At 70.1% G+C, this 22,935-nt stretch carries 21 protein-coding genes; 10 read left to right on the top strand and 11 right to left on the bottom strand.

Annotated features, from left to right (window positions below; translation table 11 throughout):
* Positions 1-27: 27 nt before the first annotated feature.
* Positions 28-1,038, bottom strand: a complete 1,011-nt coding sequence (locus tag OHA11_RS43985) for a zinc-binding alcohol dehydrogenase family protein (protein ID WP_353962978.1) — start codon at positions 1,036-1,038, stop codon at positions 28-30.
* A gap of 198 nt (positions 1,039-1,236) precedes the next feature.
* Here OHA11_RS43985 and OHA11_RS43980 point away from each other — a divergent pair, with 198 nt between their 5' ends.
* The 3 genes from OHA11_RS43980 (at position 1,237) to OHA11_RS43970 (ending at position 3,038) form a co-directional block, all read left to right on the top strand.
* Complete coding sequence (locus tag OHA11_RS43980) at positions 1,237-1,599, top strand: helix-turn-helix domain-containing protein (RefSeq protein ID WP_323186743.1); 363 nt, start codon at positions 1,237-1,239, stop codon at positions 1,597-1,599.
* 198 nt (positions 1,600-1,797) lie between these two features.
* Positions 1,798-2,103: an anti-sigma factor gene (locus OHA11_RS43975; protein WP_266506621.1), complete on the top strand. Its 306-nt coding sequence runs from the start codon at positions 1,798-1,800 to the stop codon at positions 2,101-2,103.
* 362 nt (positions 2,104-2,465) lie between these two features.
* The gene (locus OHA11_RS43970; RefSeq protein WP_266506619.1) at positions 2,466-3,038 is read left to right on the top strand and encodes a sigma-70 family RNA polymerase sigma factor; all 573 of its coding nucleotides are present in this window, start codon (positions 2,466-2,468) and stop codon (positions 3,036-3,038) included.
* Between the two features lie 14 nt (positions 3,039-3,052).
* On the opposite strand, the gene OHA11_RS43965 is transcribed toward OHA11_RS43970, so the two are convergent.
* The 3 genes from OHA11_RS43965 to OHA11_RS43955 all read right to left on the bottom strand — a co-directional run bounded on the left by OHA11_RS43965 (position 3,053) and on the right by OHA11_RS43955 (position 7,891).
* Positions 3,053-5,944: a BTAD domain-containing putative transcriptional regulator gene (locus tag OHA11_RS43965; RefSeq protein ID WP_266506617.1), complete on the bottom strand. Its 2,892-nt coding sequence runs from the start codon at positions 5,942-5,944 to the stop codon at positions 3,053-3,055.
* Between the two features lie 362 nt (positions 5,945-6,306).
* Positions 6,307-6,708 (bottom strand): hypothetical protein, encoded by a 402-nt coding sequence (locus OHA11_RS43960; protein WP_266506615.1) that lies wholly within the window; start codon positions 6,706-6,708, stop codon positions 6,307-6,309.
* A 166-nt stretch (positions 6,709-6,874) separates the two neighbouring features.
* Positions 6,875-7,891 carry a helix-turn-helix domain-containing protein gene (locus tag OHA11_RS43955; RefSeq protein ID WP_266506613.1) on the bottom strand — a complete coding sequence of 339 codons (1,017 nt, stop codon included), beginning with the start codon at positions 7,889-7,891 and terminating at the stop codon, positions 6,875-6,877.
* A gap of 151 nt (positions 7,892-8,042) precedes the next feature.
* Between OHA11_RS43955 and OHA11_RS43950 the strand changes: the two genes are divergently transcribed.
* A complete protein-coding gene (locus tag OHA11_RS43950; RefSeq protein WP_266506611.1) occupies positions 8,043-9,248 on the top strand; it encodes an acyl-CoA dehydrogenase family protein in 1,206 nt (401 codons plus the stop codon).
* A 227-nt stretch (positions 9,249-9,475) separates the two neighbouring features.
* Positions 9,476-11,239 (top strand): FAD-dependent oxidoreductase, encoded by a 1,764-nt coding sequence (locus OHA11_RS43945; RefSeq protein ID WP_266506609.1) that lies wholly within the window; start codon positions 9,476-9,478, stop codon positions 11,237-11,239.
* A gap of 108 nt (positions 11,240-11,347) precedes the next feature.
* Here OHA11_RS43945 and OHA11_RS43940 read toward each other — a convergent pair whose 3' ends face one another.
* The 5 genes from OHA11_RS43940 to OHA11_RS43920 form a co-directional block, all read right to left on the bottom strand.
* Positions 11,348-12,130: a pectate lyase gene (locus OHA11_RS43940; protein WP_266506607.1), complete on the bottom strand. Its 783-nt coding sequence runs from the start codon at positions 12,128-12,130 to the stop codon at positions 11,348-11,350.
* Between the two features lie 67 nt (positions 12,131-12,197).
* Positions 12,198-13,190, bottom strand: a complete 993-nt coding sequence (locus tag OHA11_RS43935; protein ID WP_266506605.1) for a polysaccharide lyase family 1 protein — start codon at positions 13,188-13,190, stop codon at positions 12,198-12,200.
* 626 nt (positions 13,191-13,816) lie between these two features.
* On the bottom strand, positions 13,817-14,254 hold the full coding sequence (locus OHA11_RS43930; RefSeq protein WP_266507855.1) for a hypothetical protein: 438 nt from the start codon (positions 14,252-14,254) through the stop codon (positions 13,817-13,819).
* A 386-nt stretch (positions 14,255-14,640) separates the two neighbouring features.
* Positions 14,641-15,288 carry a DUF305 domain-containing protein gene (locus OHA11_RS43925; RefSeq protein WP_266506603.1) on the bottom strand — a complete coding sequence of 216 codons (648 nt, stop codon included), beginning with the start codon at positions 15,286-15,288 and terminating at the stop codon, positions 14,641-14,643.
* A gap of 85 nt (positions 15,289-15,373) precedes the next feature.
* Positions 15,374-15,868 (bottom strand): DUF6153 family protein, encoded by a 495-nt coding sequence (locus OHA11_RS43920; protein ID WP_266506601.1) that lies wholly within the window; start codon positions 15,866-15,868, stop codon positions 15,374-15,376.
* Between the two features lie 169 nt (positions 15,869-16,037).
* On the opposite strand from OHA11_RS43920, the gene OHA11_RS43915 reads away from it, so the two are divergent.
* The 3 genes from OHA11_RS43915 to OHA11_RS43905 all read left to right on the top strand — a co-directional run bounded on the left by OHA11_RS43915 (position 16,038) and on the right by OHA11_RS43905 (position 18,475).
* Entirely contained in the window at positions 16,038-16,406 is a 369-nt protein-coding gene (locus OHA11_RS43915) for a BlaI/MecI/CopY family transcriptional regulator (protein ID WP_266506599.1), read from the top strand.
* A complete protein-coding gene (locus OHA11_RS43910) occupies positions 16,403-17,314 on the top strand; it encodes a M56 family metallopeptidase (RefSeq protein WP_266506597.1) in 912 nt (303 codons plus the stop codon). The genes OHA11_RS43915 and OHA11_RS43910 overlap by 4 nt, the downstream gene beginning before the upstream one ends.
* Before the next feature lie 135 nt (positions 17,315-17,449).
* A complete protein-coding gene (locus OHA11_RS43905; RefSeq protein WP_266506595.1) occupies positions 17,450-18,475 on the top strand; it encodes a C40 family peptidase in 1,026 nt (341 codons plus the stop codon).
* 60 nt (positions 18,476-18,535) lie between these two features.
* Here the strand turns inward: OHA11_RS43905 and OHA11_RS43900 are convergent, their stop codons facing one another.
* A complete protein-coding gene (locus OHA11_RS43900) occupies positions 18,536-19,765 on the bottom strand; it encodes a DUF418 domain-containing protein (protein WP_266506593.1) in 1,230 nt (409 codons plus the stop codon).
* 209 nt (positions 19,766-19,974) lie between these two features.
* On the opposite strand from OHA11_RS43900, the gene OHA11_RS43895 reads away from it, so the two are divergent.
* Positions 19,975-20,640, top strand: coding sequence for a response regulator transcription factor (locus OHA11_RS43895; RefSeq protein ID WP_266506591.1), 666 nt, complete (start codon positions 19,975-19,977; stop codon positions 20,638-20,640).
* A gap of 56 nt (positions 20,641-20,696) precedes the next feature.
* The gene (locus tag OHA11_RS43890; protein WP_266506589.1) at positions 20,697-21,809 is read left to right on the top strand and encodes a sensor histidine kinase; all 1,113 of its coding nucleotides are present in this window, start codon (positions 20,697-20,699) and stop codon (positions 21,807-21,809) included.
* Positions 21,810-21,851: 42 nt separating this feature from the next.
* On the opposite strand, the gene OHA11_RS43885 is transcribed toward OHA11_RS43890, so the two are convergent.
* Positions 21,852-22,838, bottom strand: a complete 987-nt coding sequence (locus OHA11_RS43885; protein WP_266506587.1) for a hypothetical protein — start codon at positions 22,836-22,838, stop codon at positions 21,852-21,854.
* Positions 22,839-22,935 lie beyond the last annotated feature (97 nt).

The raw sequence follows: 22,935 nt of genomic DNA, 5'->3' as shown, positions 1-22,935 counted from the left end.
TGTCGCCCGCGGAACCTCGTACGTCGATCAGAACCCGGTGAGGGTGGTCTTTCCGATGGCGGCGCCGGTCTCCTGGATGCGGTGGGCCTCGCGGAGGTTGGCGGCGTTGATCGGGCCGAGGTCGTTGGTGGCCGTGGTGGTGAGGATGCCGGCGTCGATCAGGCGGGCGACCTGGGTGAGGATGTGGTGCTGCGCGCTCAGGTCGGCCGTGCGGAACATCGACCGCGTGTACATGAACTCCCAGTGGAAGGAGATGCTCTTCGCCTTGAGCACTCCGATGGGCAGGGAGTCGAAGTCGTCGATGGCGAGGATCCGGCCGAAGGGGGTGAGCGCCTCGGCGTACGCGGTCAGGTTGTGATCGGTCGCCGTGGTGCTGAAGACGAAGTCGATGCCGTGCGGCGCCACTTCGGCCAGCTGCGGTGTCAGCGGCTTGCGGTGGTCGATCACGTGGTGGGCGCCCATCCGGCGCGCGAAGTCGACGCTCTCGGGGCGCGACGCCGTACCGATGACGGTGAGGCTGGTCAGGGCGCGCGCCAGTTGCGCGGTGATGGACCCCACGCCGCCCGCGGCCGCGGTGATCAGCAGGGCACCGGTCTGCTCCAGGGCCCCCGTACGCAGGCCCAGCCGCTCGAACAGCCCCTCCCAGGCCGTGAGCGAGGTCAGCGGCAGCGCGGCGGCCTCGGCGAAGGAGAGCTTGGCGGGCTTGCGTCCGACGATGCGCTCGTCGACCGCGTGGTAGCGGGAGTTGGCACCGGGACGGTCGAGCGCACCGGCGTAGAACACCTCGTCGCCCACCGAGAAGAGTTCCACCTCGTCGCCGACGGCGACGACGGTTCCGGCGGCGTCCCAGCCGAGCACCTTCGGCTCACCGCCCGGATCGACGTTCTGCCGGAGCTTGTAGTCCACCGGGTTGACGGCGACAGCCTCCACCCGCACCAGTACGTCGCGGGGCCCCGCCTTCGGAGTGGGCAGGCTGACATCGACCAGGCTCTCGGCATCATCGATGGGCAGCGACTTGTAATAAGCGACAGCGGGCATCGTCTCGGGGATGTCGCGCGTGTCGTGCCTGTCGTTCATGACGGTCCGGCCTTTCAGCAGATGTGTGTGATCTAAACGTTCATGGAATCAAGGAGCCATGATCGGGGCGATCCGTGGCTTCTGCCACGTCAGCGACAGTACGAAATAGATAGTGGTTACCCGCAAGGGCACCTGGTTCCCATCGGGTACTGTTGCTGTATGACGACGACAGCGGACCTCTGCGACGACCCCAAAAGCGTCTACCTTGCCGCCTGCCCCTGCCGCGACATGCTCGATCTGCTGGCCAACAAGTGGAGCGCCCTCGCTCTGGGCGCCCTGGAGGACGGGCCGGAGCGCTTCGGAGCACTGCGGGCGCGGCTGCAGGGAGTGAGCCCCAAGGTTCTCACCCAGACCCTGCGCCGTCTGGAGGACCATGGCCTGGTCCACCGTGAGATCTTCCCGGAAGTGCCGCCTCGCGTCGAGTACAGCCTGACCCCGCTCGGCGAGGACGCCTGCCGTCCTCTCGCCCACCTGCGCACGTGGGTGGAGGCCAACATCGAGCGGTTCCCGGCGTCGCACTGACGCCGCACGGTGTGAAGCTCCCCGGCCGCACGCTCGTATCGCGGTGACCACCGTCGTCGACGGCACCCCTCATGCCTTCGACCGACCGGCCGGTCTGCCGTGACCTGGGGGTTCGGTTTCGTCATGAACCTTTCTGGCCGCCTCTCCGTAGAGCAATCGAGTCGCCCGGGAACGGACACCATGCCAGGAGACCGCAGCGTGAAATGCGAGCAGGAGACGTCACAACTGGCTGCCTACGTCATGGCAGCCCTGGATTCCGAGGAGGCCGAAGGCGTCCGCAGACATCTGCGTGAATGCCCGGCCTGCACGGCCGAAACGGACGACATTCTCGCGACCTTGTCCATTGTCCAGGCCGTTTCTCAGGAAGAACTGCTCGGCGACTGGGCCGACAAGATCCCCGACCTGCGGGAGGCCACGGTCCGCGCCGCCCTGGAGGAGGCCGGTGCGCTGCCCTCGCTCCCCCCGACCGCGGCGCAGAAGCGCTCGAAGGCCCGCTGGAGTTAGACCCTCGCCGCAGGTATGCCCGATGTCGCCCTGGGTTTTGTCTGGTCGCTGTCGGCCGCGCGACTTCTCGGCGTTCCGCGTTCACGCGCTTCCGTCCGGTTCACACGCCTCCCTCTGATGGAGGCCGAGAGGGGCGGTTCACCGGTGCGGCAAAGGCACTGGTGAACCGCCCCTCTCAGTTGCCCGCCGCACCGGGTCGGACGGCGCTTTCCTCCGGCTGTCCGGCAACTGACGGTACGCCGCGCGGTCCGGCAAGCGGGCAGTAAGCCGTCGGCAAGTGGCATCCAGGAAGGTCGCCTCATTCAACGTTCAACAGGTCTCGTGCGTCATGTGCGAGTCATGTGCACTGGGGGAACGAAGGTATGAGGCACAGCGCGGCGATCCGGGAACCCGATCCGGCCCATCCGGACGGCGGTACCCGGGACAGGGCTCGTGACGAGGCGTTCGTGCGTGCCCTCTATGACAAGCACGGGATGTTCATGGCGAGGGTGGCGACGGGGCTGTTGTCCGGTGACACCCATCAGGCCCAGGACATGGTGCAGGAGACCGTCCTACGGGCCTGGCGGCACTCGGGCATCCTGGACCCCGACGCCGAGGGCATCCGGCCCTGGCTCATCACCGTCATACGCAACCTCGTCATCGACGGCCACCGCGCCCGCCGGGCCCGCCCCCCGGAGACCGACGACACCGCGCTGGCCGACGTGGCCGGCCCCGAACACACCGAGCGCGCCCTCACCAAGAAGATCGTCCGCGAAGCCCTGGCAGACCTGACCCTCCAGCACCGCGAGATCCTCCTCCACGCCCACTACCTCGACCAGCCCCTGGAACAGACCGCCACGCTCCTCGGCATCCCGCGCGGCACCGTCAAATCCCGCACCCACCTCGCGCTCAAAGCCCTGCGGGAGGCGATGATCAGGCGGGGGATCACGCCGTGAGCGTGCGTCCCCGGTCACCCGCCCCGGGGATTCCCCACCGCGTCCGCTGCTGTGGCTTCGAGGCCGGCCAACCGTTCGCCGACCTGTGCGGCGGCCAGCGGGGCGAGTTCCTGGAAGACGGCCAGAGCGGCCTGCCACGCCTCCCGGGCACTGTCCGGGTCGCCCATGGCCAGCCGGGTCTCACCGAGATGGGCCAGTGTCTCCGCTCCGTTGAACAGGTCGCCCAGCCGGCGGTCGAGTTCCAGCGCACGACGGTAGTGGTCCACGGCCTGCTCGTACTCTCCCAAGCGGTGGTGGATGTACCCGAGGCTGTCCCAGGTGGCGGCTTCGGCCACGCGGTCGCCGGTATCGCGCAACAGGGCGAGTGCCCGACGGCAGTGCTTCAGCCCTTCCCGGCAGGAGCCGATCCGGGCATAGGTCCAGCCCAGGTTGTTCAGGGCGGCGGCCTGGCACCGCCGGTCACCGGCCGCCTCGAACTGCTCGACCGCCCGATGAACATGCGGCAGGGCTCCTCGATGGTCCCCCCTGTGGGTCTTCACCAGTGCGAGGTTGCCGTGGCAGCGAGCTTGGCCGTCGAGGTCGCCCAGCTCCGTGAACAGGTCGAGGGCTCGCGCGAGTTGCTCGTCGGCCTCGTCCAGTCGGCCGGCCTGGATGTACGCCCGGCCGAGATTGCGGCGGGAGTGCGACCGGCCGACGGCGTCACCTCCGCGCAACGCGGCGTCCAGCGCACTGCGTTGCGTCGTGATCTGGTCGTCCCAGCGGCCTTCGCGTTGCAGGAACTCCATCAGCGACCAGGCCAGTTGCCAGGTCTGCGTCTCGCATCCCGGCACGGCACCGGCCCTGCCCACGAGCTGGGTCAGCGCCTCGGCCTCCCGGGCGAACCACGACAGCGCGCGCTCGGGATCGGTTACGTCGTCGGCCCCGGCGTCCGCCGCATCGGGATGAAGCGCCAAGGAAGGCAGGTTCACCGCGATCGCTCGCGCGGCGAGGTACGCCGTCCGCAGATAGTGCCCCAGCAGGCGACGGAAAGCCGCACTCCTGTCGTCGGCGTCCTCGTGGGTGGCCAGCAGTTCGGCGGCGTACTCCCGCAGCAGATCGTGCGACAGGAAGCGGCCGGAGTCGGACTCGTCCACGAGGTGGGAGCCCGTCAGCTCGCTCAGTACGACCCGCACGCGAGCCTTCGGCAGGTCGGCCAGCGCGGCGAGTGCGGCGGTCGAGCAGCCGGTGCTCGGCGTCAGGGAGGACAACCGGTACAGCCGGGCGGCTTCCGGGGGCAGCGCCTCGTACGACCACGAGAAGACCGAACGCACGTCAAGGCTGCGGTCCCGGTCGGCCAGCGCGTCCAGCGTGGCCGCTGTCTCGCGGAGTTCCTCGGCGATAGCGGTGAGCGAGCCCGCTCCGCGGGTGGCGGCACGGCCGGCGATCAGCGCGAGGGCGAGCGGCAGGCCGGCGCCGCGTTCGACGATGGCCTCGGTCGCGGCCGCGTCGGCGCCGACGCAGTCGGCACCCAGGCGTCGTACGAGCAGATCGCGGGCCTCGGTCGCCGTCAGCGTTTCGAGACGGAGGTAGTGTGCGCCGTCCCGGACGAGCAGCCCGGACAGTTGGTCGCGGCTGGTGATGATCACGAGGGCGCCGGGAGCCGACGGCAGGAGCGGTCGCACCTGCCGGGAGTCGCGTGCGTTGTCCAGCAGGAGAAGCACCCGTCGGTCCGCGAGCAGGCTGCGGTACAGGGCTGTCTGTGCGTCCGGGTCCTCGGGCAGCCTGTCGGCGGAGACCCCGAGGCTCTCCAGCACGCTGCGCATGGCACGGCGCGGGGGGACAGGACTCTCATGGGAGTCGAAGCCGTGCAGGTCCAGATGGATCTGCCCGTCCGGATAGTCCGGTGCGAGGCGGTGGGCGGCATGCACGGCGAAGGTGGTCTTGCCCACGCCTGCCGATCCCCCGACGACGCAGAGAACGGTACCGCCGCCATGACGCCGTCCCGTTTCCGCGACCCGGACGACCTCGTCGGTCTCCCGTCGGCGTCCCGAGAAGACCGGCAGGTCACAAGGGAGTTGAGCGGGTATCGGTACGACTCCCGCGGCCTGGGCGGGCTGTTGCCGTGGGGCGGTGACGACGGCAGGGCGCCGGTCGCTCTCCGGAACGAGCAGGCCCGGGTCGGCACGCAGGATGCGCTCGTACATCTGCTGCAACGCCTGCCCGGGACCGACCCCGAGTTTCTCCGCCAGAAGCGCTCGCGTGTCCGCGTACACCTCCAGTGCCGCCGCCTGGCGCCCCGATCGGTAGAGCGCCAGCATCAAGATCTCGCGGAAGCGTTCGTCCAGCGGGTGCTGCGCGATGACCCCGGCCAGCTCGGCGGCCATGTCGTACTGGATCCCCGTATCCAGATCGAGCCGTAAAGACGTCTCGAGTGCGTCGAGGTGCATCTGGTCCAGACGTACGCGCTGGGCCTGCGCCCACTCCCCCGGCAGGTCGGCGAGTGCGGCACCCTGCCACAGGAAGAGAGCCTGGCCGACCAGCGTGCGGGCTCGGCCGGGCTCTGTGCGGCGTGCCTCCTGCGCCTCGGACATCGTCGTCTGGAAGACCTCCAGGTCGACTGCCTCGGGCGGCGTCTGGAGGCGATATCCCCTGCCGACGTATTCGATCGGCGACTCCGGGCGGCCCGCCTCCTCCATCGCGCGCCGAAGGCGGTGGACGTAGATGTGGAGTTGGTTCACGGCCGAAGCGGGTGGCCGGTCGTCCCAGACGGCGTCGACCAGGTCATCGACGGGAACGGGAAGATCCCGGCGGAGCAGCAGGACGGACATGACCAGACGCTGTCGCGGGCTCCCCAGCCTGACTTCCGCCGGTCCGTGCCACGCTCGCACCGGTCCCAGCAGGACGAACTTCTCGGGGCTCCTGGTCATGTCTCTCCTCATGCGGCCGCGGAACACAGGGATGCGCATGCTCCAGCAGCTGACCGCCGCCGGGGCACGTCACAGCGTTCGCGCCGGCGCCGGCCGACCGTGACAGCAGCTGCTTCGGCGGGCATCAGGCCCTCTCGGTTCACGGAGGGAACCCTGACGGCTCCCCGGGGACCGGAGTTCACCGCGCAAGGCTGTCCTCGTCCTTTCCGATCGCTGTCTGCCCGACCGACCTGGGCAGGGCGCACACCGAGAAACACCTCCGGTGCGCGCCACGGGATGTGCCACCCCCTCGGCGCGCACCGGAGGTGCGCTGGATCGCTGCCCAACAACTTCACGTGGGAAAGGGCACGCTACCTATCCGGTCAGCAGTGCGTAATGACAGATTTGGACGCGGCGCTGTTGTCCACGTACGGCGCGTACGTCCACCCGCTCGCGGTCAGTTCGAGTCCGTTGAAGCGGCTGTAGCGCTCGTAGACGGTGAAGTACCAGCGGTTTCCGCGGCCGAGGTTCTCGCCGGTGTTCCAGCAGGTGGCGAGGAGTACGTCCCCGGACCAGAGGTCCGGGATTCCGACCTCACCGGAGGCCAGGCTGCGGCCGTTGAAGATCGCCGCCCCGACCTCCACCGTGAGCAGCGCGGACGCGTTTGCAGACGCGGGCGCGGAAGCGGTCGCGGACGCAGACGCGGTCGTCAGAAGCATTCCCCCTGCGCTCAGCGCCGCGACCACCGCGGCCATGGCGCCTCTACGACGTAATGTGGCTCTCATACCGTCCTCCTGATCAATGCCGACTGTGCACGGCTCCGCTGAGCGCGCGCATGAACCCCTCGCTGTTGCCGGAAGGATTGCCTGGCCCGACGAGCCGAGTCGGCTGTCAGCCCCCTCCATCTCTCAGAGGGTGCCTTGTGCCGCTATGGCATGGCATGAGTAGCCATTACTCAATCGCCCCACCACTCTGTCGCCGGGGTGACTGTCCATACGTGCCGCGGTAGGCGCGGCGGAAGTGGCTGGGGTCGGCGAACTGCCAGCGTGCCGCGACGTCGGCGACGGTGAACGGGCTGCCTGGACGGTCGAGTTCGCGGCGGGCGCCTTCGAGGCGGCGGCGTCGTACATAGGCCATGACGGTCTCGCCGTCGGCGAAGGCACGATGGAGCGTGCGGACGGACACGTTCAGCGCCCGGGCGATGGTGGCAGGAACCAGGTCCGGGTCCCTCAGCCGGCTGTCGGCGTACGCAGTGGCCGCCGTCCGCAGTGACTGGGGTGGGGTCGCGATGGATGCCTGTGTCCGGATGAGTCCGGTCAGCAGCATGGCCATCGCCTCGCCGGCCGCATGCGTCGCCTCCGGACCGAGCTGCTCCGCGAGGGCCCAGGCGGCGTCGAGATGGGCGAGCAGCAGCCGCGACTCCGGGGCCGCGGCGGGGGCGACGGTCAGGGCCGGCAGCCGGGTTCGGTGCAGATGGTCGAGCAGACCGGCCCTGGGCAGGATGAGCACCCGGCAGTCGGTCGGCACCGTGTACGCGAACTGCCAGAAGGTGTGGAGGTCACGGACGCAGAGGGTGCCAGGGCCCAGATCAGCCCTCCGGCCGCTGTCCTCGATGCGCAGGCTTCCGCTCCTGATGATGTGGACGGCGACGAAATCGGCCCGGCCGTCGATGGCCCCGCTGCCCGAGGTGCCCTCGATGGGGTCGCTGAACTGCCGGCTGACGGCGACCTCGCCGACCAACCGACGCTCCACACGGGTGCGGTGGACGCCGCCTGTGCGGTCGTCGGGCAGGCGCAGCTGCCGTACATGGGCGAGGTGGCCGAGCCCGCGCCGCCACTGCTCGTGCAGGAGGTCCTGCCGGTGGGGATGACGCAGCGGAACGTCTATGGACACCCGCTGCCGCCACCCCGCTGCGCCGATCGTCTGCGATTGCGACTGCGCCTGTGTCTGCGTCTGTGCCTGTGTCACGCGTGTCCCCCGTCGTGGCACCGATGTTCCTTTCGGCGCCTGTCGCTCACTTCCTATTCTGCTGTCGACGCGGTGAGCCTCTTTCGGCCGTTGCCGGCCGCCCACGGCATCGCGTCCGTCATCGATCCCCGCACCCAAGTGGAGCACTGCCGTGAACCTGTCCCCGTTCGCCCCTTCGTCGGCCGATGAGGCCGGCGTCCGCGCCGAGTTGACGGAAACGGCCACAAAGCTCGTGCCCATTCTCGCCGGGCAGGCCGAGGAGAGCGAACGGCTTCGCCGCGTGTCGGACGACGCTGCCCGTGCCCTGCGCGAGGCGGGGATGTTCCGCCTCGGCACCCCCCGCGCCTTCGGCGGCTTCGGGGCCGGGGTACGTACCTGCATGGAGGTGACGGCCGAACTGGCCCGTGGCGACGCGTCCGCCGGCTGGGTCGCGATGATCTACACAGGGGGCAGCCTCATCGCCTCGATGGCGGACGACCGGGCCCGTGACGAGGTCTGGGGCCAGGACCGCGACACCGCGGTCGCCGCGTCACTGACCCCGTCGGGCTCCGCGGTCACCAACGAGGGCGGCGATCTCGTCATATCGGGCCGGTGGGGCTGGGCCTCGGGTATCGATCACGCGCGATGGGTGGCCATGGCGATCGCTCCGAGCGCCGCGGACCAGCCGCCGTTGATCGCCCTGGTACCGGTCGAGGACGTGACGGTCGAGGACACCTGGCACGTGGCGGGCATGGCCGGTACCGGCAGCAACACCGTCGTCGCCGACCAGGTGATCGTGCCGGCCCACCGGACGCTCAACATGGGCGGCGTCCTGGCCGGCGCATACGCCACCCGCTACGAGGGCGAGCCCCGGAACGCCGTGGCGGCCGCCTCGATGCTCGCCCTCACCGTCGTCGCCCCCATGCTCGGCATGGCCCGTGCCGCTCTGGACCTGACCCTCGCGACCGCGGCCCGCAAGCCCATGTCCCTGACGGTCTACGAGCGTCTCGCCGACTCGCCGAGCGTCCAGCTCGCCGTCGCCGACGCCGCTTCCCTCGTCGACACCGCCCAGTTGCACGCCTACCGGGCTGCCGACGATCTCGACCACGCCGCCGCCGAGGCCCGGCAGCTCACGGTCGCGGAGCGCGCCCGGGTCCGTATGGACACCGCGGTCGCGGCGATCCGCAGCCGCGAGGCGGTGGACCGCCTGGTCTCCGTGTCCGGCGCGAGCGCCTTCGCCCTGGCCAACCCGCTCCAGCGGATCTGGCGCGACCTGGGCACCGCTTCACGTCATGGCGTCGCCAACCCCGATCTCGGCCGGGAGATATACGGCCGCAGCCTGCTCGGCATCGCCGAACAGCCCACGTTCATCATCTGACTCCTCATCTGACTCCTCATCCGACTCCTCGCACCGGGGTGAGCGGCCTGCGGCAGAGGCTGACAGGCCGCTCACTGACGGACCGCCTTCGTCGCACACCCCGTCGGGCGTCGCCGAAGTGATGCGGCATCAAGCCAAAGTGACCCAAGATCCGTCGGTCCGCTTCCGGGATCGGTGTGTCGCTCATATCCTCGTGCGCCGATGGTTACCAACGGTAAGGGGTAGCGATGGGCGGCACCACACGCAGAGGGTTCCTGGGCACGGCCGCGGCCACCGGTGGCGCGGTAGCCCTCGGATCCCCCCAGCGGGCCGCGGCCCAGAACGGCGCCGCCCCGCAGAGCGTGGCCGTACTGGGCGGGGGCGTCGCCGGGCTCACGGCCGCGCACGAACTCGCCGAACGCGGCTTCCAGGTCGCGGTCTACGAACGCAAGGCCCTGGGCGGCAAGGCCCGCAGCATGGACGTACCGGGCAGCGGCACGGGCGGTCGCGGACCCCTGCCCGGGGAGCACGGCTTCCGCTTCATCCCCGGCATTTACCACAATCTGCCCGACACCATGCGGCGTATCCCCTTCCCCGGGAACCCCAACGGTGTCCACGACAACCTCGTCGCCCCCAAGGAAATGCTGTTCGCCCGCTCGGGCGGCCGCGAGGACATCCGGATCCCGCTCCCCTGGCCCGGCAACACCCCGGCCGAACTCACCCCCGACGAGATCCGCCGCGCCCTCACCTCGGTCCTGGACACCGCCTTCAACCTCCCCCTCCACGAGGCCCTCTACTTCGCCAACCGCTTCCTCGTCTTCCTCACCAGCTGCGACGAACGCCGCGACGACACCTGGGAGCAGATGCCCTGGTGGGAGTTCGTACGGGCCGGACGGATGTCGTACGACTACCAGCGGATCCTCGCCATCGGCATCACCCGCAACATCGTGGCCACCAAGGCGGAGGAGGCCAGCACCCGTACGGTCGCCACCCTGCTGGAGGCCTTCGCCTTCAACATTCTGGGGCGGGGCGCGGACGGACCGCTGGACCGGATCCTCAACGCGCCCACCAACGAGGCCTGGATCGACCCCTGGGTGACATACCTGAAGTCACTCGGAGTCGAGTTCCACCTCGGCTGGACCGTACGAGACCTGACCTTGGACTCGGGCCGAATCGCCAGGGCGGTCATGGAGGACCCGGCGGGCGCCCGCCGTACCGTCACCGCCGACCACTACATTTCGGCCATGCCGGTCGAGCACGCCCGGCGTACCTGGAACTCCGCCGTGCGCGCCGCCGACCCTCAACTGGCCGAGTGCGACCTGCTGGAGACGGACTGGATGACCGGCATCCAGTTCTATCTGACCGAACGTACGCCGATCCTGCACGGTCACCTCGACCTCATCGACTCCCCCTGGTCACTGACCGCGATCGCCCAGGCCCAGCACTGGCCGGGCCATGACTTCCCCAAGGACTTCGGCGACGGCACGGTCGCGGACTGTCTGTCCGTGGACGTCTCCGAGTGGGACCGGCCGGGCATCCTGTACGGCAAGACGGCCAAGCAGTGCACCCGCGCCGAAGTCGCCCGCGAGGTGTGGGCGCAGTTGAAGGCGGCGCTCAACGACACCGGTCGTACGGTCCTGAAGGACTCCGTGCTGCACTCCTGGTTCCTCGATCCGGCCGTGGACGGGCTCGGCACCCCTAACCCGGTCAACGAGGAGCAGTTGCTCATCCATCCGACGGGGACCTTCCACCACCGTCCGCAGTCGGCCACGAAGATCCCCAACCTCTTCCTGTCCGGCGACTACGTGGCCGTGCCCATCGATCTGGCCACCATGGAAGGCGCCAACACCTCGGCCCGCCAGGCCGTCAACGCCCTGCTGGACGGGATCGGTTCGGCCGCCGAGCGCTGCACCGTCACCCCGCTGTACCGGGCCCCCGAGTTCGAGGCGCTCAAGCGCCACGACCGCATCCGTCACTTCCTCCGCCTGCCGAATCTCTTCGACGTCGGCTGACGGAGTTCGCGACGCGCGCGGGCCGCCGGTCGGTGGCGCACACACGCCCGGCGGCCCGGCGCCGACTCACCCGTGTCGGCTCACCAGCGTGGGCTCACCGGTGTCGGCTCACCTGTAGGTGATGTCCGACGTCGCGTACAGGCAGTTGGTGCTGTCGGGGCCCGTACCGACCGCGGTGTTGTTGTTGTACTTCTGGCAGGGGATGACCTTTCGACCGGAGTCATTCAGGATCGTGATGCCTCGCAGCGTCGCCACGTCGCTCCGGTTGACGTTGATGCCGACGAGCCGCGCGGTGGACCCCGTGCCGGTGACCTCGATGTTGCTGAGGTTCACCCTGCGTGTGTACTGCGTGGAGCAGTCGCCGCAGGAGCGGTACAGCGTCTTGAACTCGCTGACGGCGAAGTTGGAGATGTTCAGGGTGCCGGGCCCGTTGTGCTGGAAGACCTTGTCGGCCGCCTTCTTGGCGCCGCCGCCGGTCACGGTGTACGTCGAGCCGCCGCGGAAGGTGGCGGCGTCCTCGCCGACGTCCTCCCACCACACGTTCTGCAGGGTGCAGTTGCCCTCGCAGTGGATGCCGTCGGCGCCGGGCGCGCCGATGATGACGTTCCTCAGGGTCGCGCCGGCGGCGAGCCTGAAGATCGGGTCCTGGCCCTCCTCCTGGCCGCTACCGGCCAGATCACCGCTTCCGTAGTACCGCACCATGCCGCCGTCCCTGACGCCCGAGACCGCGATGGTCGAACTCACGGGTGTACTGCCGGTGGCCGTCGGCCAGGTGGCGGCACTCGCCGGCGGCGCTCCGACTGTCGTGATCATGACAGATGAGAGGCCGAGTGCGGCCAGACTGCCGGTCAGCGCGCGTCGACGGGCGCGCGGGGTCGCTGGAGAAGTCATGTCCCTGTGCCTTCTTCCGGTTGTGGGGGTCGTTGGATTGTGGGGGTCGCCGGATCGTGGGGGTCGGTCAAAGCTTTCCGGCGCCCGCACCACTCGTCACCGAGGCGACGACGGAGGAGGCGGGCTCGGCGGTGTAGCTGTACGGAGCGGTGGTGAAGGTGCCGGACTGCGAGACCTCGGTGGCGGCTCCGCCGAGGTCGTTGCCGCGCAGGTTGGCGTAGCCGTCCACGTCGCTGCTGCGGTTCGTCGTGACCGCGATCTTCGTCGTACGGAAGACGTTGTTCTCGACGAGCAGTTGCGCGCCCATGCGGGAGTGCACGGCGGTGTCGGCACCCTCGACGTAGTTGTCGTAGAAGTGACCGGTGCCGAAGCGCAGGCTCGGGATGCGCGAGTAGACGTTGCTGAAGTGGTTGTGGTGGTACGTGACCTTCAAGTGACCGGTGTCCTCGGTCGCGTTGTTGTCGCTGTGACCGACGAGCGAGCCCTTGAAGTGGTCCTTGAAGGTGTTCCAGGACACGGTGACGTTGTCGGAGGCGTGGTTGATGTCCAGCAGACCGTCGTAGTAGTCCTTGTCGTGGTCGCGGTCCGCCGAGAAGGAGTTGTGGTCGATCCACACCTTCGTGGACTTCTGCACGGTGACGCCGTCGGAGGGCGCGAGCGGCTTGCTGATGTTGAGGTTGCGGATGACGACGTTCGTCACTTCCTTCAGCCGCAGCCCACCGCCGGTGAAGCCGGACGACGAACCGACGCCCAGCACCGTGGTGTTGGAGCCGACGTCTACCTGACCGGTCAGCGAGATCAGGCCGTTGACCCTGACCACCTTGGCCGTGCTGCCGGTGACGGCCGTCTTGAACGCGGCGAGCGTGGAGACGGTGACGGCACTCGCACCACCGCCGCCCGTGGTGCCCGCACCGAAGCCGATGGGGGAGGTTTCGGCGGCACCCGCGGACTGCGGCAGAACGACGGCGGTGCCGAGTGCGGTGGCGAGAGCGACTGCCGCGACTGCGGCCGCGGGGAGGAGCCGTCTCCTCGGGGGTGTGCGTGGGGGGCGAGTACGCATGCGGGTGCGTCCCTTCGAGAGCGTCCATTCATCAGATATGTGAACGACGTACACCATTTGGATCGCCTTGCGAATGCAGCGCAGCCGCATGCGGCTCGTGGCGCCGTCCTGGAGAGTGCACGCCCCCAGGCCGTACCACATGCGGCATCTGGCATCTCATATACGAGATGCCGGCGGCGGGTCACGCTGCTGAACGGGAAACGTAAGGGGCAAGCGCTTTCTAGTCAACGCTTCGCGCAGAACGCATCCAGCCAACTCCCCCACCGGGCACCCCCGCACCGGGCAGGGACCGGGCCGCCGCCGAACTGCTCGTCGGCCAGGACGGGATACAGGGCCTGCGGCATGGTGAAGACCATGCCGCGACGTCGATGAGCACCAGGCCCACGATGAGGCGGTGGCCGCGGATGAAGCGGACGCCGTCCGCGACCGCCACGTACGCCTGCCGAACTCCCTTGCCCGCGTGGGCCGTCGCCGGAGGAAGCGGACGCGTGGAACTGCAGGACGCCCTGTACGACCGGCCCGCGCACGCCCCTGAGCCGACTCGTGTCGGCAGCCGCACCGAACTGCCTTACAGGGTGCGGCAGCCGCTCTACAACTACAACAAGCGCAGAATCCGGCTGCCGCCGCTACGACGCGCTCGGGGCAGGTCCCGGCGTGGACGTGACCGTCAAGTCCTGGATGGTGCCGCCGACTTTCGCCCGCAGCGGCTCGAGCATCTTCGGCTTGGCGCTGATGGCCCAGCGCGGGCCGACGAGGTACTTGCCCCCGTAGATGGCGGCGCTGTCCAGCCAGGTCAGCTTGTACTTCTCCTCGGGGAAGGTCGTGATGAGGTAGTCGCCCTCGGGGGTGTGGCAGACGCCCTCGCGGAGTTCGTCCGCGTCGGTTCGGATCTTGACCTTGCAGCCGGTGAGGTTGGCTATGACCTCGACCTTCGCCGGTGCCACGACCGCTACCACGGGGCTGGTCGATGCCTTGTTGTCCACCGCGGTGTCGTCCTCGCCCCCGCTGCAGGCCGTGGCCAGGGGGAGAAGGGCCAGGCTGCCGATCAGGGCGACGCTGCGCACCCCACGAGCAGTGAAGGCGCGGCCGGTTCGTCCTCGCTGTGGCTGCTGTGACACGTACCTCTCCGTATCCGGGCTGTTCCCGCCCGCGCGAGCGGCCGGGCGTACGACAAGGGATACGGGTGAACGCAGGCGGCCGTTCACGCGTATGCCGCCGAAGATCGACGGACGGGGTCCCCCGCGCAAACGGTCCCCTCGCGAACGGCGCCCGCGCCGGGCGCGTATGCAGCGCGGCGTCCCATAAGCACCCCGCGGTCCTGTGGGCACCGCGGCGTCCCGTACGCATCGCGGCGGCGGGTGGGCCGAGAGGGCAAGACCCCGTCGGCCCACCGCCTTTCGCCGACGCGCTCCAGTCGGCGCGTTCCAGGCGATGCGCTTCCGGCGACGCGTCAGCTCTTGCCGAGCATCTCGTTCATCTGCTTGATCTCGGCTGTCTGGGCCGTCACGACGTCGTCCGCGAGCTTGGTGGCGGAACCGTACTTGCCGTCGGTCTTCTCGGTCTTGGCCATCTCGATCGCACCCTCGTGATGCTCGACCATCATCGTGAGGAACGTCTTGTCGAACTCGGTACCTGAGGCCTTCTCCAGCTTGTCCAGGTCCTGGCCGCTCATCATGCCGGGCATGGCGGCGGACATGTCGTGGTCCATGCCGCCCGACATCTCCGCCGACATCTTCTTGGGAACCTCCTCGCCCCACGAGGTGAGCCAGCCGGACATGGTCCTGATCTCCGGGTCCTGTGCCCCCTTGATCTTCGCGGCCAGGTCCTTGACCTCCTGAGAGGAGGCGCGGCCGGCGGCCAGTTCGGCCATGTCCACGGCCTGACGGTGGTGCTGGATCATCTCCTTGGAGAAGTCGACGTCCGCGTCGTTGTAGTCGCCGGCCTTGGCCGAGGCGGACCCGGTGGGGCTGGAGTCGGACTCCATGGACCCCATGTCGTGTCCGTCGCCGCTGCCGCCACAGGCGGCGAGGACGAGAGCGGCCACTCCCGCGGTGACGGCGAGGGCGGTACGGCGGACGAGCGTGCGGTGCGCGGTCATGGTGGAACTCCTGGGGTTGAACGGATGCAGGGCATGCCGATGCACGGCGCCGCGCCGTATGGCGTGCGACGCCTCGCGGGCCGCTCTAGATCCGCAGGAGTTGGAGTTCGGAGAGTGCGGGCGGCGCCCGGCCGCCGTCGGGACCGCTTCCGGTCGGAGCGGTACCGGCCCGTGGCACGCCGACGCGGGCCGCCACATCGGGCAGCAGCACGGGCACCACCGCGGGCGAACCGGCGACTGACACGGACGCACACGTGGGATCCGCGTGCTCGGCGTGCCCGTTGGAGCCGCCCTCGCCGTGCTCGCACGAGTCCGGCGTCGACGCCATGACACTCAAGGGCGCGGCCATGGGCGCGGCCATGGGCGCAGGCATGGGCGCAGGCATGGGCGCGGCCGTCGGCATCGCGCCATGACCATGACTTGAGGCGGCGCCGCCCGCGGGAACCGGCCCGAGGCCGTGCATACCGACCAGCCCGAGGAGCAGCGCGCACAGGAGCAGCCCGCCGCCGAACCGCGACGTCGAGCGCGGTCGAGCGAGCTGTCCGAGGCGGTTCACCGCCTCATCGCAGACACTGGCCATGGGTCCCTTGCGTCTCAGGTGCCACTGGAGCAGACACCGGGGGATGATACCTGCCCGGGGTATCAAGGCCATGCCAAGCACCGCACACCGGGCCCTCCGCCCGGGAAGCCTGACACGCCCGCCGTCTACTATGGCACTGCGTACTCGACGGCGAAGGGAAGTCAGAGCCATGCGACGGCTGGGGGACCTGGAGGCGGAGATCATGGACCGCCTCTGGATATGGGGCCGTCCGGCGACGGTCCGCGAGGTCGTCGACGACATCAACAGGTCGCGCCCCGTCGCGTACACCACGGTGATGACCGTGACCAACATCCTCTACAACAAGGGCTGGCTGCTGCGCGGGAAGCAGGGCCGCGCCTGGCTGTACACCCCGGTGCGCAGCCGCGAGGCGTACGCCGCCGCGCTCATGGAGGACGGTCTCGGCGCCAGCAAGGACCGGCCCGCGGCCCTGGTGCACTTCGTCGAGAACATGTCGGACGAGGAGGTCTCCGCCCTGCGCAAGGCCCTGCGGACCGTGGGACGACAGGCCAAGTCATGAACGCGGCACCCGTCCTGGCTGCCTACACGGCACTCGTCGGCATCGCGGCCCCGCATCTGCTGTTGCGCAGCGGCTGGCCGCACCGGGCCCCCGCCCTGGCGGCGGTGGTGTGGCACGCCCTGACGGTCTCGTTCGCGATCGGCGCCGCGCTCACCGTGTACAACCTCGCCATGCCGACCGAGCATCTGCATGCCGGGCTGGTCGGTTTCCTGCACGCGTGCGGGCTGCACCTGGACGGGGGCCCGCCCGATCCCGACGCGACGCACCGCCTCGCCGTCGCACTGCCCGCCGCCATCGGGACCGCCCTGGCGGCGAGTTTCGCCTTCCACGTCGTACGGGCCCGGCGGGCGCGCGGTCGCCATCGGCAGGCCCTGGACCTGGTGGGCCGGCGCTCGGCCCGGCTGTGCGCCACGGTCCTTCCGTACGACACCCCCGCCGCCTACTGCCTGCCCGGCCGGCATCCGCGGATCGTCGTCAGCGACGCGGCCGTTCGCCGGCTCACGCCGGACCAGCTCGGCGCGGTACTGGAACACGAGCGGGCCCACGTCGCGGGCCGCCACCATCTGGCCCTGGCCGCCATGGAGGCGTTCCACTCGGTGTTCCGTCGGCTGCCGTTGGCCCGCCATGCCCGGGAGCAGACCGCGCTCCTGCTGGAGATGATCGCGGACGACCGGGCCCTGCGCAGCCACTCCCGCGACGCGCTGGCCACCGCCATGTACGAGATGGTCGCGGCCCGCGTCCCCAAGGGCGCGTTCGCCGTGGGCGGCCATGCCGCGCTCATCCGGGTGCAGCGGATCCTGGGCCCGTGTCAGGCGCCGCACCCCGCCCTGTGGAGTTCCGTGGCCGCGGCGGCCGTGGCGGTTCCGCTGCTGCCGCTCCTGGTCGCCTGCCCGCCCGGACTCGGCTGACCGACGCCGCGGGGGACGTCCGTCACGCGTGCTCGCTCGTGATGTTCGCGTTCGCTTGCGATGCCGACTACTAAGCAACTAAGTTCTAAAGCACTTGAGTGTCACCTGGCGCACGCACAGAGGAGTCACCCCACGATGGGAACGCACCGTCGGCCCAAGCCGCCCGGCCGGGCCCGGATAGCCACCCTCGGCGTCGCCGCCGGTGCCGTCAGCCTCCTGCCGACGCAGAGCCAGGCCGCTCCCAAGCCCTCGGTGGACGAGGTGCGCAAGCAGGTGGAGAAGCTCTACGAAGAGGCGGAGGCTCCCACCGAGGAGTACAACCGGATCCGCGAGGAGGAGAAGAAGCTGCGCCGCGAGGCCGACCGTGCCCGGGACCGGCTGGCCCGCAAGCAGCAGGAGATCAACGAACTGCGCGAGGAAATAGGCCCGTTGGCGGCGGCCCAGTACCGCAACGGCGGGATCGACCCGAGCGTCCAGCTCTTCCTCTCCGGCGACCCGGACTCCTATCTCGACCAGGCCGAGCTGCTGGGCCGTACGAGCGACCGGCAGGCCGATGCCCTGCGGGCGATGCGGGGCGCGCAGCGGGAACTCGCGCAGGAACGCGCGACCGTCACGAAGCGGCTGGAGTCCCTGGAGGAGACGCGCGCCAAGGCGGCGGACACGAAGGACGAGATCCAGGGCAAGCTCGCCGAGGCCCGCACGCTCCTCAACAGCCTGACGGCCGGGCAGCGCGCCGGCATGGAGGCCGAACAGGAGCGCGCGGACAGGGCGTCGGGCAGCAGTGACGCGGCGGCCACGTACAACGGCCCGGCGAGCGGTCGCGCCGAGGCGGCGCTCGACTTCGCGTACGCGCAGCTCGGCAAGCCCTACGAGTGGGGCTCGACCGGGCCCGACTCCTTCGACTGCTCGGGCCTGACCGGTGCCGCCTGGCGCGCGGCGGGTGTGTCGCTGCCGCGCACGGTCAAGCAGCAGTACGACGCCGGCCGCAAGGTCTCCCGGTCGGACCTGCGACCCGGCGACATCATCTACTGGTACAACGACAACCAGCACAACGGGATGTACGTGGGCGACGGCAAGGCCGTCCACGCCCCGCGCACCGGCAAGAACGTCGAGATCGTCCCGCTCGACAGCATGCCGTTCTTCGCGGCGAGCCGGCCCTGAGCGCCAACTCCCGTACCCCCGGTCGGAGCGGGCGGTACGGGAGCCGCGCTGATCCGGACGTCACCTGATGTGGCGGGTGACGCGCGTGGTGGCGTGGAGCAGGTACTCCAGAGGGCCGCGGCGGAAGCGTCGTGTCCAGACGGTCGCCAGGAGCAGGGCGGTCGCGATGAAGACGAGCAGCGCGACCAGCGCCGGAACGGTCTCCTCCTCCATGCCGACCACGTAGATGGCGAGGATGTGCAGGACGTAGGCGGTGAGCGAGATCATGCCGACCGCGGCGACGGGCGTGGCCAGCCGCGTGACGCGGGGCATCCGGGCCGTGACGGCGACACACGCGGCCACCACGAGAAGCGCGACGCCGGTGTTGCCGAGAATGGAGAAGGTCGTCTGGCTGTGCGGCGCGGCCACCAGCAGCCAGGCGGCCGGGGCGCCGTCCGTGGGATAGCCGACGGTGTCGGACCACCAGGCCGAGGCCGCCGAGTCTCCGTCCGTGGCGGCTGCGACGGTGGCGTACGCGTCCGGGACGAGCCGCAGGGCCAGCCATGAGAGGCCGTAGCCGAGTACGGCCAACCCGCCGCCGACCAGGGCGAGTCGGGTACGGATCCTGGCCCGGCCGAGGTCGAGCCGGGCCACCGCCATCCCGACGATCATGAACGGCATCCAGGTGAGCACCGGGTACTCGCCGGTGAAGAACAGCTCGACCAGGCCGTCCGTGTCGCTGATCCGCGCCAGCGGGTCCCAGCGGATGACGGTGTCGGCCCGGTCCCCGTTGTCGATCGACTGGCGGATCACGTACAGCACTTGAGGCATGACCAGCGCGCTCGCGGCGCCGATGATCGCGAGTGTGCGGGCCCGCAGCCGGTACAGCGGAAGCACGACGAGGAAGATCAGCCCGTAGAAGGCGAGGATCACCTCGACGTCGGTGTCCAGCGCGGTCAGTGCGAAGCCCAGCACGACCAGGACCGCACTGCGGATGACGATCCTGCCCACTGCCTGCCGTCCGGCGCGACCCGTGCGGGGGCGTGCGCGGCCGGTGATGAGCACGAGCGAGAAACCGGCGAGCAGGGCGAAGAGCGCGGAGGAACGCCCGCGCGCCAGCTCCAGGACGAAGCCCAGCGGCCCGCCCACCGACGGTTCCGGGCCGACATGGGCCGCGTACATGCCGAGGACCGCGAGTCCGCGGGCCAGATCGATACCGATGAGCCGCCCCGCCGACGGCGCGGGGACGATGACGGGAGGACCGCCTTTCTCCGCGGCGGGACCCGGCGAATTGGATGTCGCCGGGGACATAGACGGTGGGGCCGATGGCGCGTCTTGTGTCATGCCCATCAGCGTCAGGCACACCCGGGCCGGGACACATCCGGCAGGTGGCCGGAGTTGCCCCGCCGACCGGCCGGAGCCGCCCCCGTCGCCCGGCGCGCGCCGACGCATGGGAACCGGCGGGCGCCCCCGGGCGTCGTAGGGACTCCAACGGCGGCCCCGGGGTGAGGGGAGCGCAGGTGATCCGGGTACTGGTGGTCGACGACGAGGCACTGATCCGTACGGGCTTTCGGCACATCCTCGACTCCGCGGACGGTATCGAGGTGGTGGCGGCGGTTCCCGGCGGCGAGGCGGTCCACGCGGCGCGGGAGTTCCGCCCCGATGTCGTACTGCTCGACATCCGGATGCCGGACGTGGACGGGCTCACCGTCCTGGCCGAACTGCGCCGGCTGCCGCAGCCGCCCACGGTGGCCATGCTCACGACGTTCGACATGGACGAGTACGTGGCGACGGCCTTGCGCTCGGGGGCGGCCGGGTTTCTGCTCAAGGACACCGATCCGGTGCAACTGCCGCTGCTGGTACTCAGTTTGGCCGATGGCGGCGTCGTCCTGTCGTCCCGGGTCACCCGGACCGTGGTGGACGGTTATCTGGACAACGGCCCTCACGAGGCGGCCGCCCGCTGCGTCGCCCGGCTGACCGAGCGCGAGTGTGCCGTTCTGGTCCTCATCGCCGAGGGACTGTCCAACACCGGGATCGGTGCGCGGATGCACCTGAGCATCGGCACGGTCAAGGACCATGTGAGCGCCGTCCTCTCCAAGTTGGAGGTGGGCAGCCGCGTCCAGGCGGCCCTGCTCGCCGAACGCGCGGGTCTGCTCAGGCCGCCGCGGGACCGGGAGCCCGGATGAGGTCCCTCGCGGGACGGGGAGCCCGGATGAAGTCCCTCGCGGGACCGGGAGCCCGGATGAGATCCCGCCGGGTGCCCGCTCCACTCACGGATGCCGCGCTCATCGCGGTCTGCCTGCTGGACGTCTGGATCCACTTCGACAGCGGAGAGCCAGGGCGCATGGTCTGCGCCCTGCTCGCCGCTTTCTCTCTCGCACTCCGTCGCCGTCTGCCACTGCCGACCTTCCTGCTCGCGCTGCCGGCGACACTGGTCGGCGACGCGGTGTTGGCCACCCTGATCGCGTTGTACACGCTCGCCTGCCTCACCCGCCGTCGCGTCCTGCTGGCCGCCTGCGCCATGGCCTTCGCGGCCTGCGACATCACCGAGTGGTCATGGCCCTCGCCGGAGTTCGCCGATCTGTCGGACGCCTCCGACCTGCTCATGGTCACCTACAGCCTGGCCACAGGCGTCGCTCCCGTCTTCCTCGGCCAGCTCGTCCAGACCGGACGCGAACTCTCCCTGCGGCTGTCCGAGATATCCGAGGCGCGGGAGCACGAGCGCCTGCTGCTGGCCCAGAGCGTGCTGGCGAAGGAACGCGCGCAGCTGGCCCGGGAGATGCACGACGTGGTCTCCCATCAGGTCAGCCTGATCGCGGTACGGGCCGGAGTGCTCCAGGTGGGCACGCAGGACGCGGAGGCGAGGGAGGCGGCGGCCACGATCCGGCGGCTCAGCGTGCAGACACTGGACGAGCTGCGGCACATGGTCAGCGTGCTGCGCGCTTCCGGAAGCCGTCCCACGGAGCTGACTCCCCAGCCGTCCCTGGCGGATCTCCAGCGGCTGGTCGACACCAGCGGCATCGAGGCCGACCTGCGCACGGACCTGCCCGACGATCTGCCGGCGACCGTCCAGCGCGCCGTCTACCGGACCGTCCAGGAAGCACTGACCAACGTTCGCAAGCACGCACCCGGCGCCACCGCCGCCATCCACGTCCACCACGCGGACGACACGGTCCACGCCACTGTCACGAACGCCTCGCCCACCCGCCCCGCGCTCCCCCTGCCCGGCGCCCACCACGGGCTCGTCGGCCTGCGCCAGCGGGCCGAACTCCTCGGCGGTACCGTCACTTCCGGCCCGACGACGGACGGCGGCTACGAACTCCGGTTGCGCCTACCGGTCCAGGACACGTCATGACGCCGCTCCTCGGACGCCACCCTTCAGCTGAGCCGGTTCCGTTCAGTGCCCGTGCCCACCCGAGGTCTCTTCGGCGGTCTCGCCCTGGTCGCCGTCGCCGCCCGACGCCTCACCCGCCCGCACGGTGAACGCGGCGGTCCGGACCACGCCTTGGTGCTTGAAGTCGAGGAAGAGGCGGTACGAGCCCGGGCTCGGCGCGGTGGCCGTGAACGAGATGCCGGGGCCGGGCGCGGTCTTCCCGTCGCCGGGTTCGCCGTTGGGGTGGACGTGGAGGTACGCGAGGTCGCCGGAGCGCAGGGCGACCAGGTGGCCATAGGCACCGAGATAGGGCTGGAGGTCGGTGACGGGCTTGCCGTCGCGGGAGACGTTCAGCTCCACTTCCCCGGCCGCGCCCGGTCGCAGGCCGCCCGCCAGCTTGACCTCGTATCCGTCGACCTTGGCCGTCGCGCTCGCCGCCGGCAGGCCCTGCGCCTCGTACGGGCCCGAGGCCGCGAGGTCGGCGCCGAGAGTGAGGTTCTCGGCCCCCTTCCCCGCCGGAGTGAAGTCGGCGAAGACCCGGTAGCCGCCTGCCCGGGGCAGCTCGACGGGGATGCTCCAGGTGCCGTCGGCGGCGCGCGTGGGGTGCAGGTGACGGTAGGTGACCAGGTCGCGTGAGGCCACGATGAGGTGGAGTTCCTTCTCGTGTTCGCGCTGGTACGAGGTCACCGGGCGGCCCTTGTCGTCCTGGATGGCGAAGCGCAGGTCGGTGCGCTGCCGGGCTTCGATCCGGGGAGTCTTCAGGTCGAGGGTGTAGCCGTTCTCGGAGATCTGCAGTCCGCCGGCCGCAGGCGACTGCCCCTCCGACGCAGACTCCCGCTCCGCGCGGCCCCCGCCCCCCTCCGGCTCTGGTGACGATGCGGCGTGGGTGTCGTGGCTCGCGGGCTCGCGGTCCGCGACGACGGGGTCGATGCCCTGGCCCACGCCGTACGCGGTGCCGAAGGTCGCGGCGAGTGCGGCGGCGAACGCGGTGATCTTCACTCCGGTGTGCATGGTCATCTCCTGAGGTCATCTTCTGGGAAACGGGGCCGACGGCTTGGGGCGCGACGCCTCTCCATGCACTTCACCATACCCCTAGGGGGTATCAAGT

The organism is Streptomyces sp. NBC_00878 (genome assembly GCF_026341515.1).
Taxonomy (GTDB): domain Bacteria; phylum Actinomycetota; class Actinomycetes; order Streptomycetales; family Streptomycetaceae; genus Streptomyces.
Note: the sequence above shows the minus strand (reverse complement) of the source record. Positions and strands in the feature narration are given on the sequence as shown.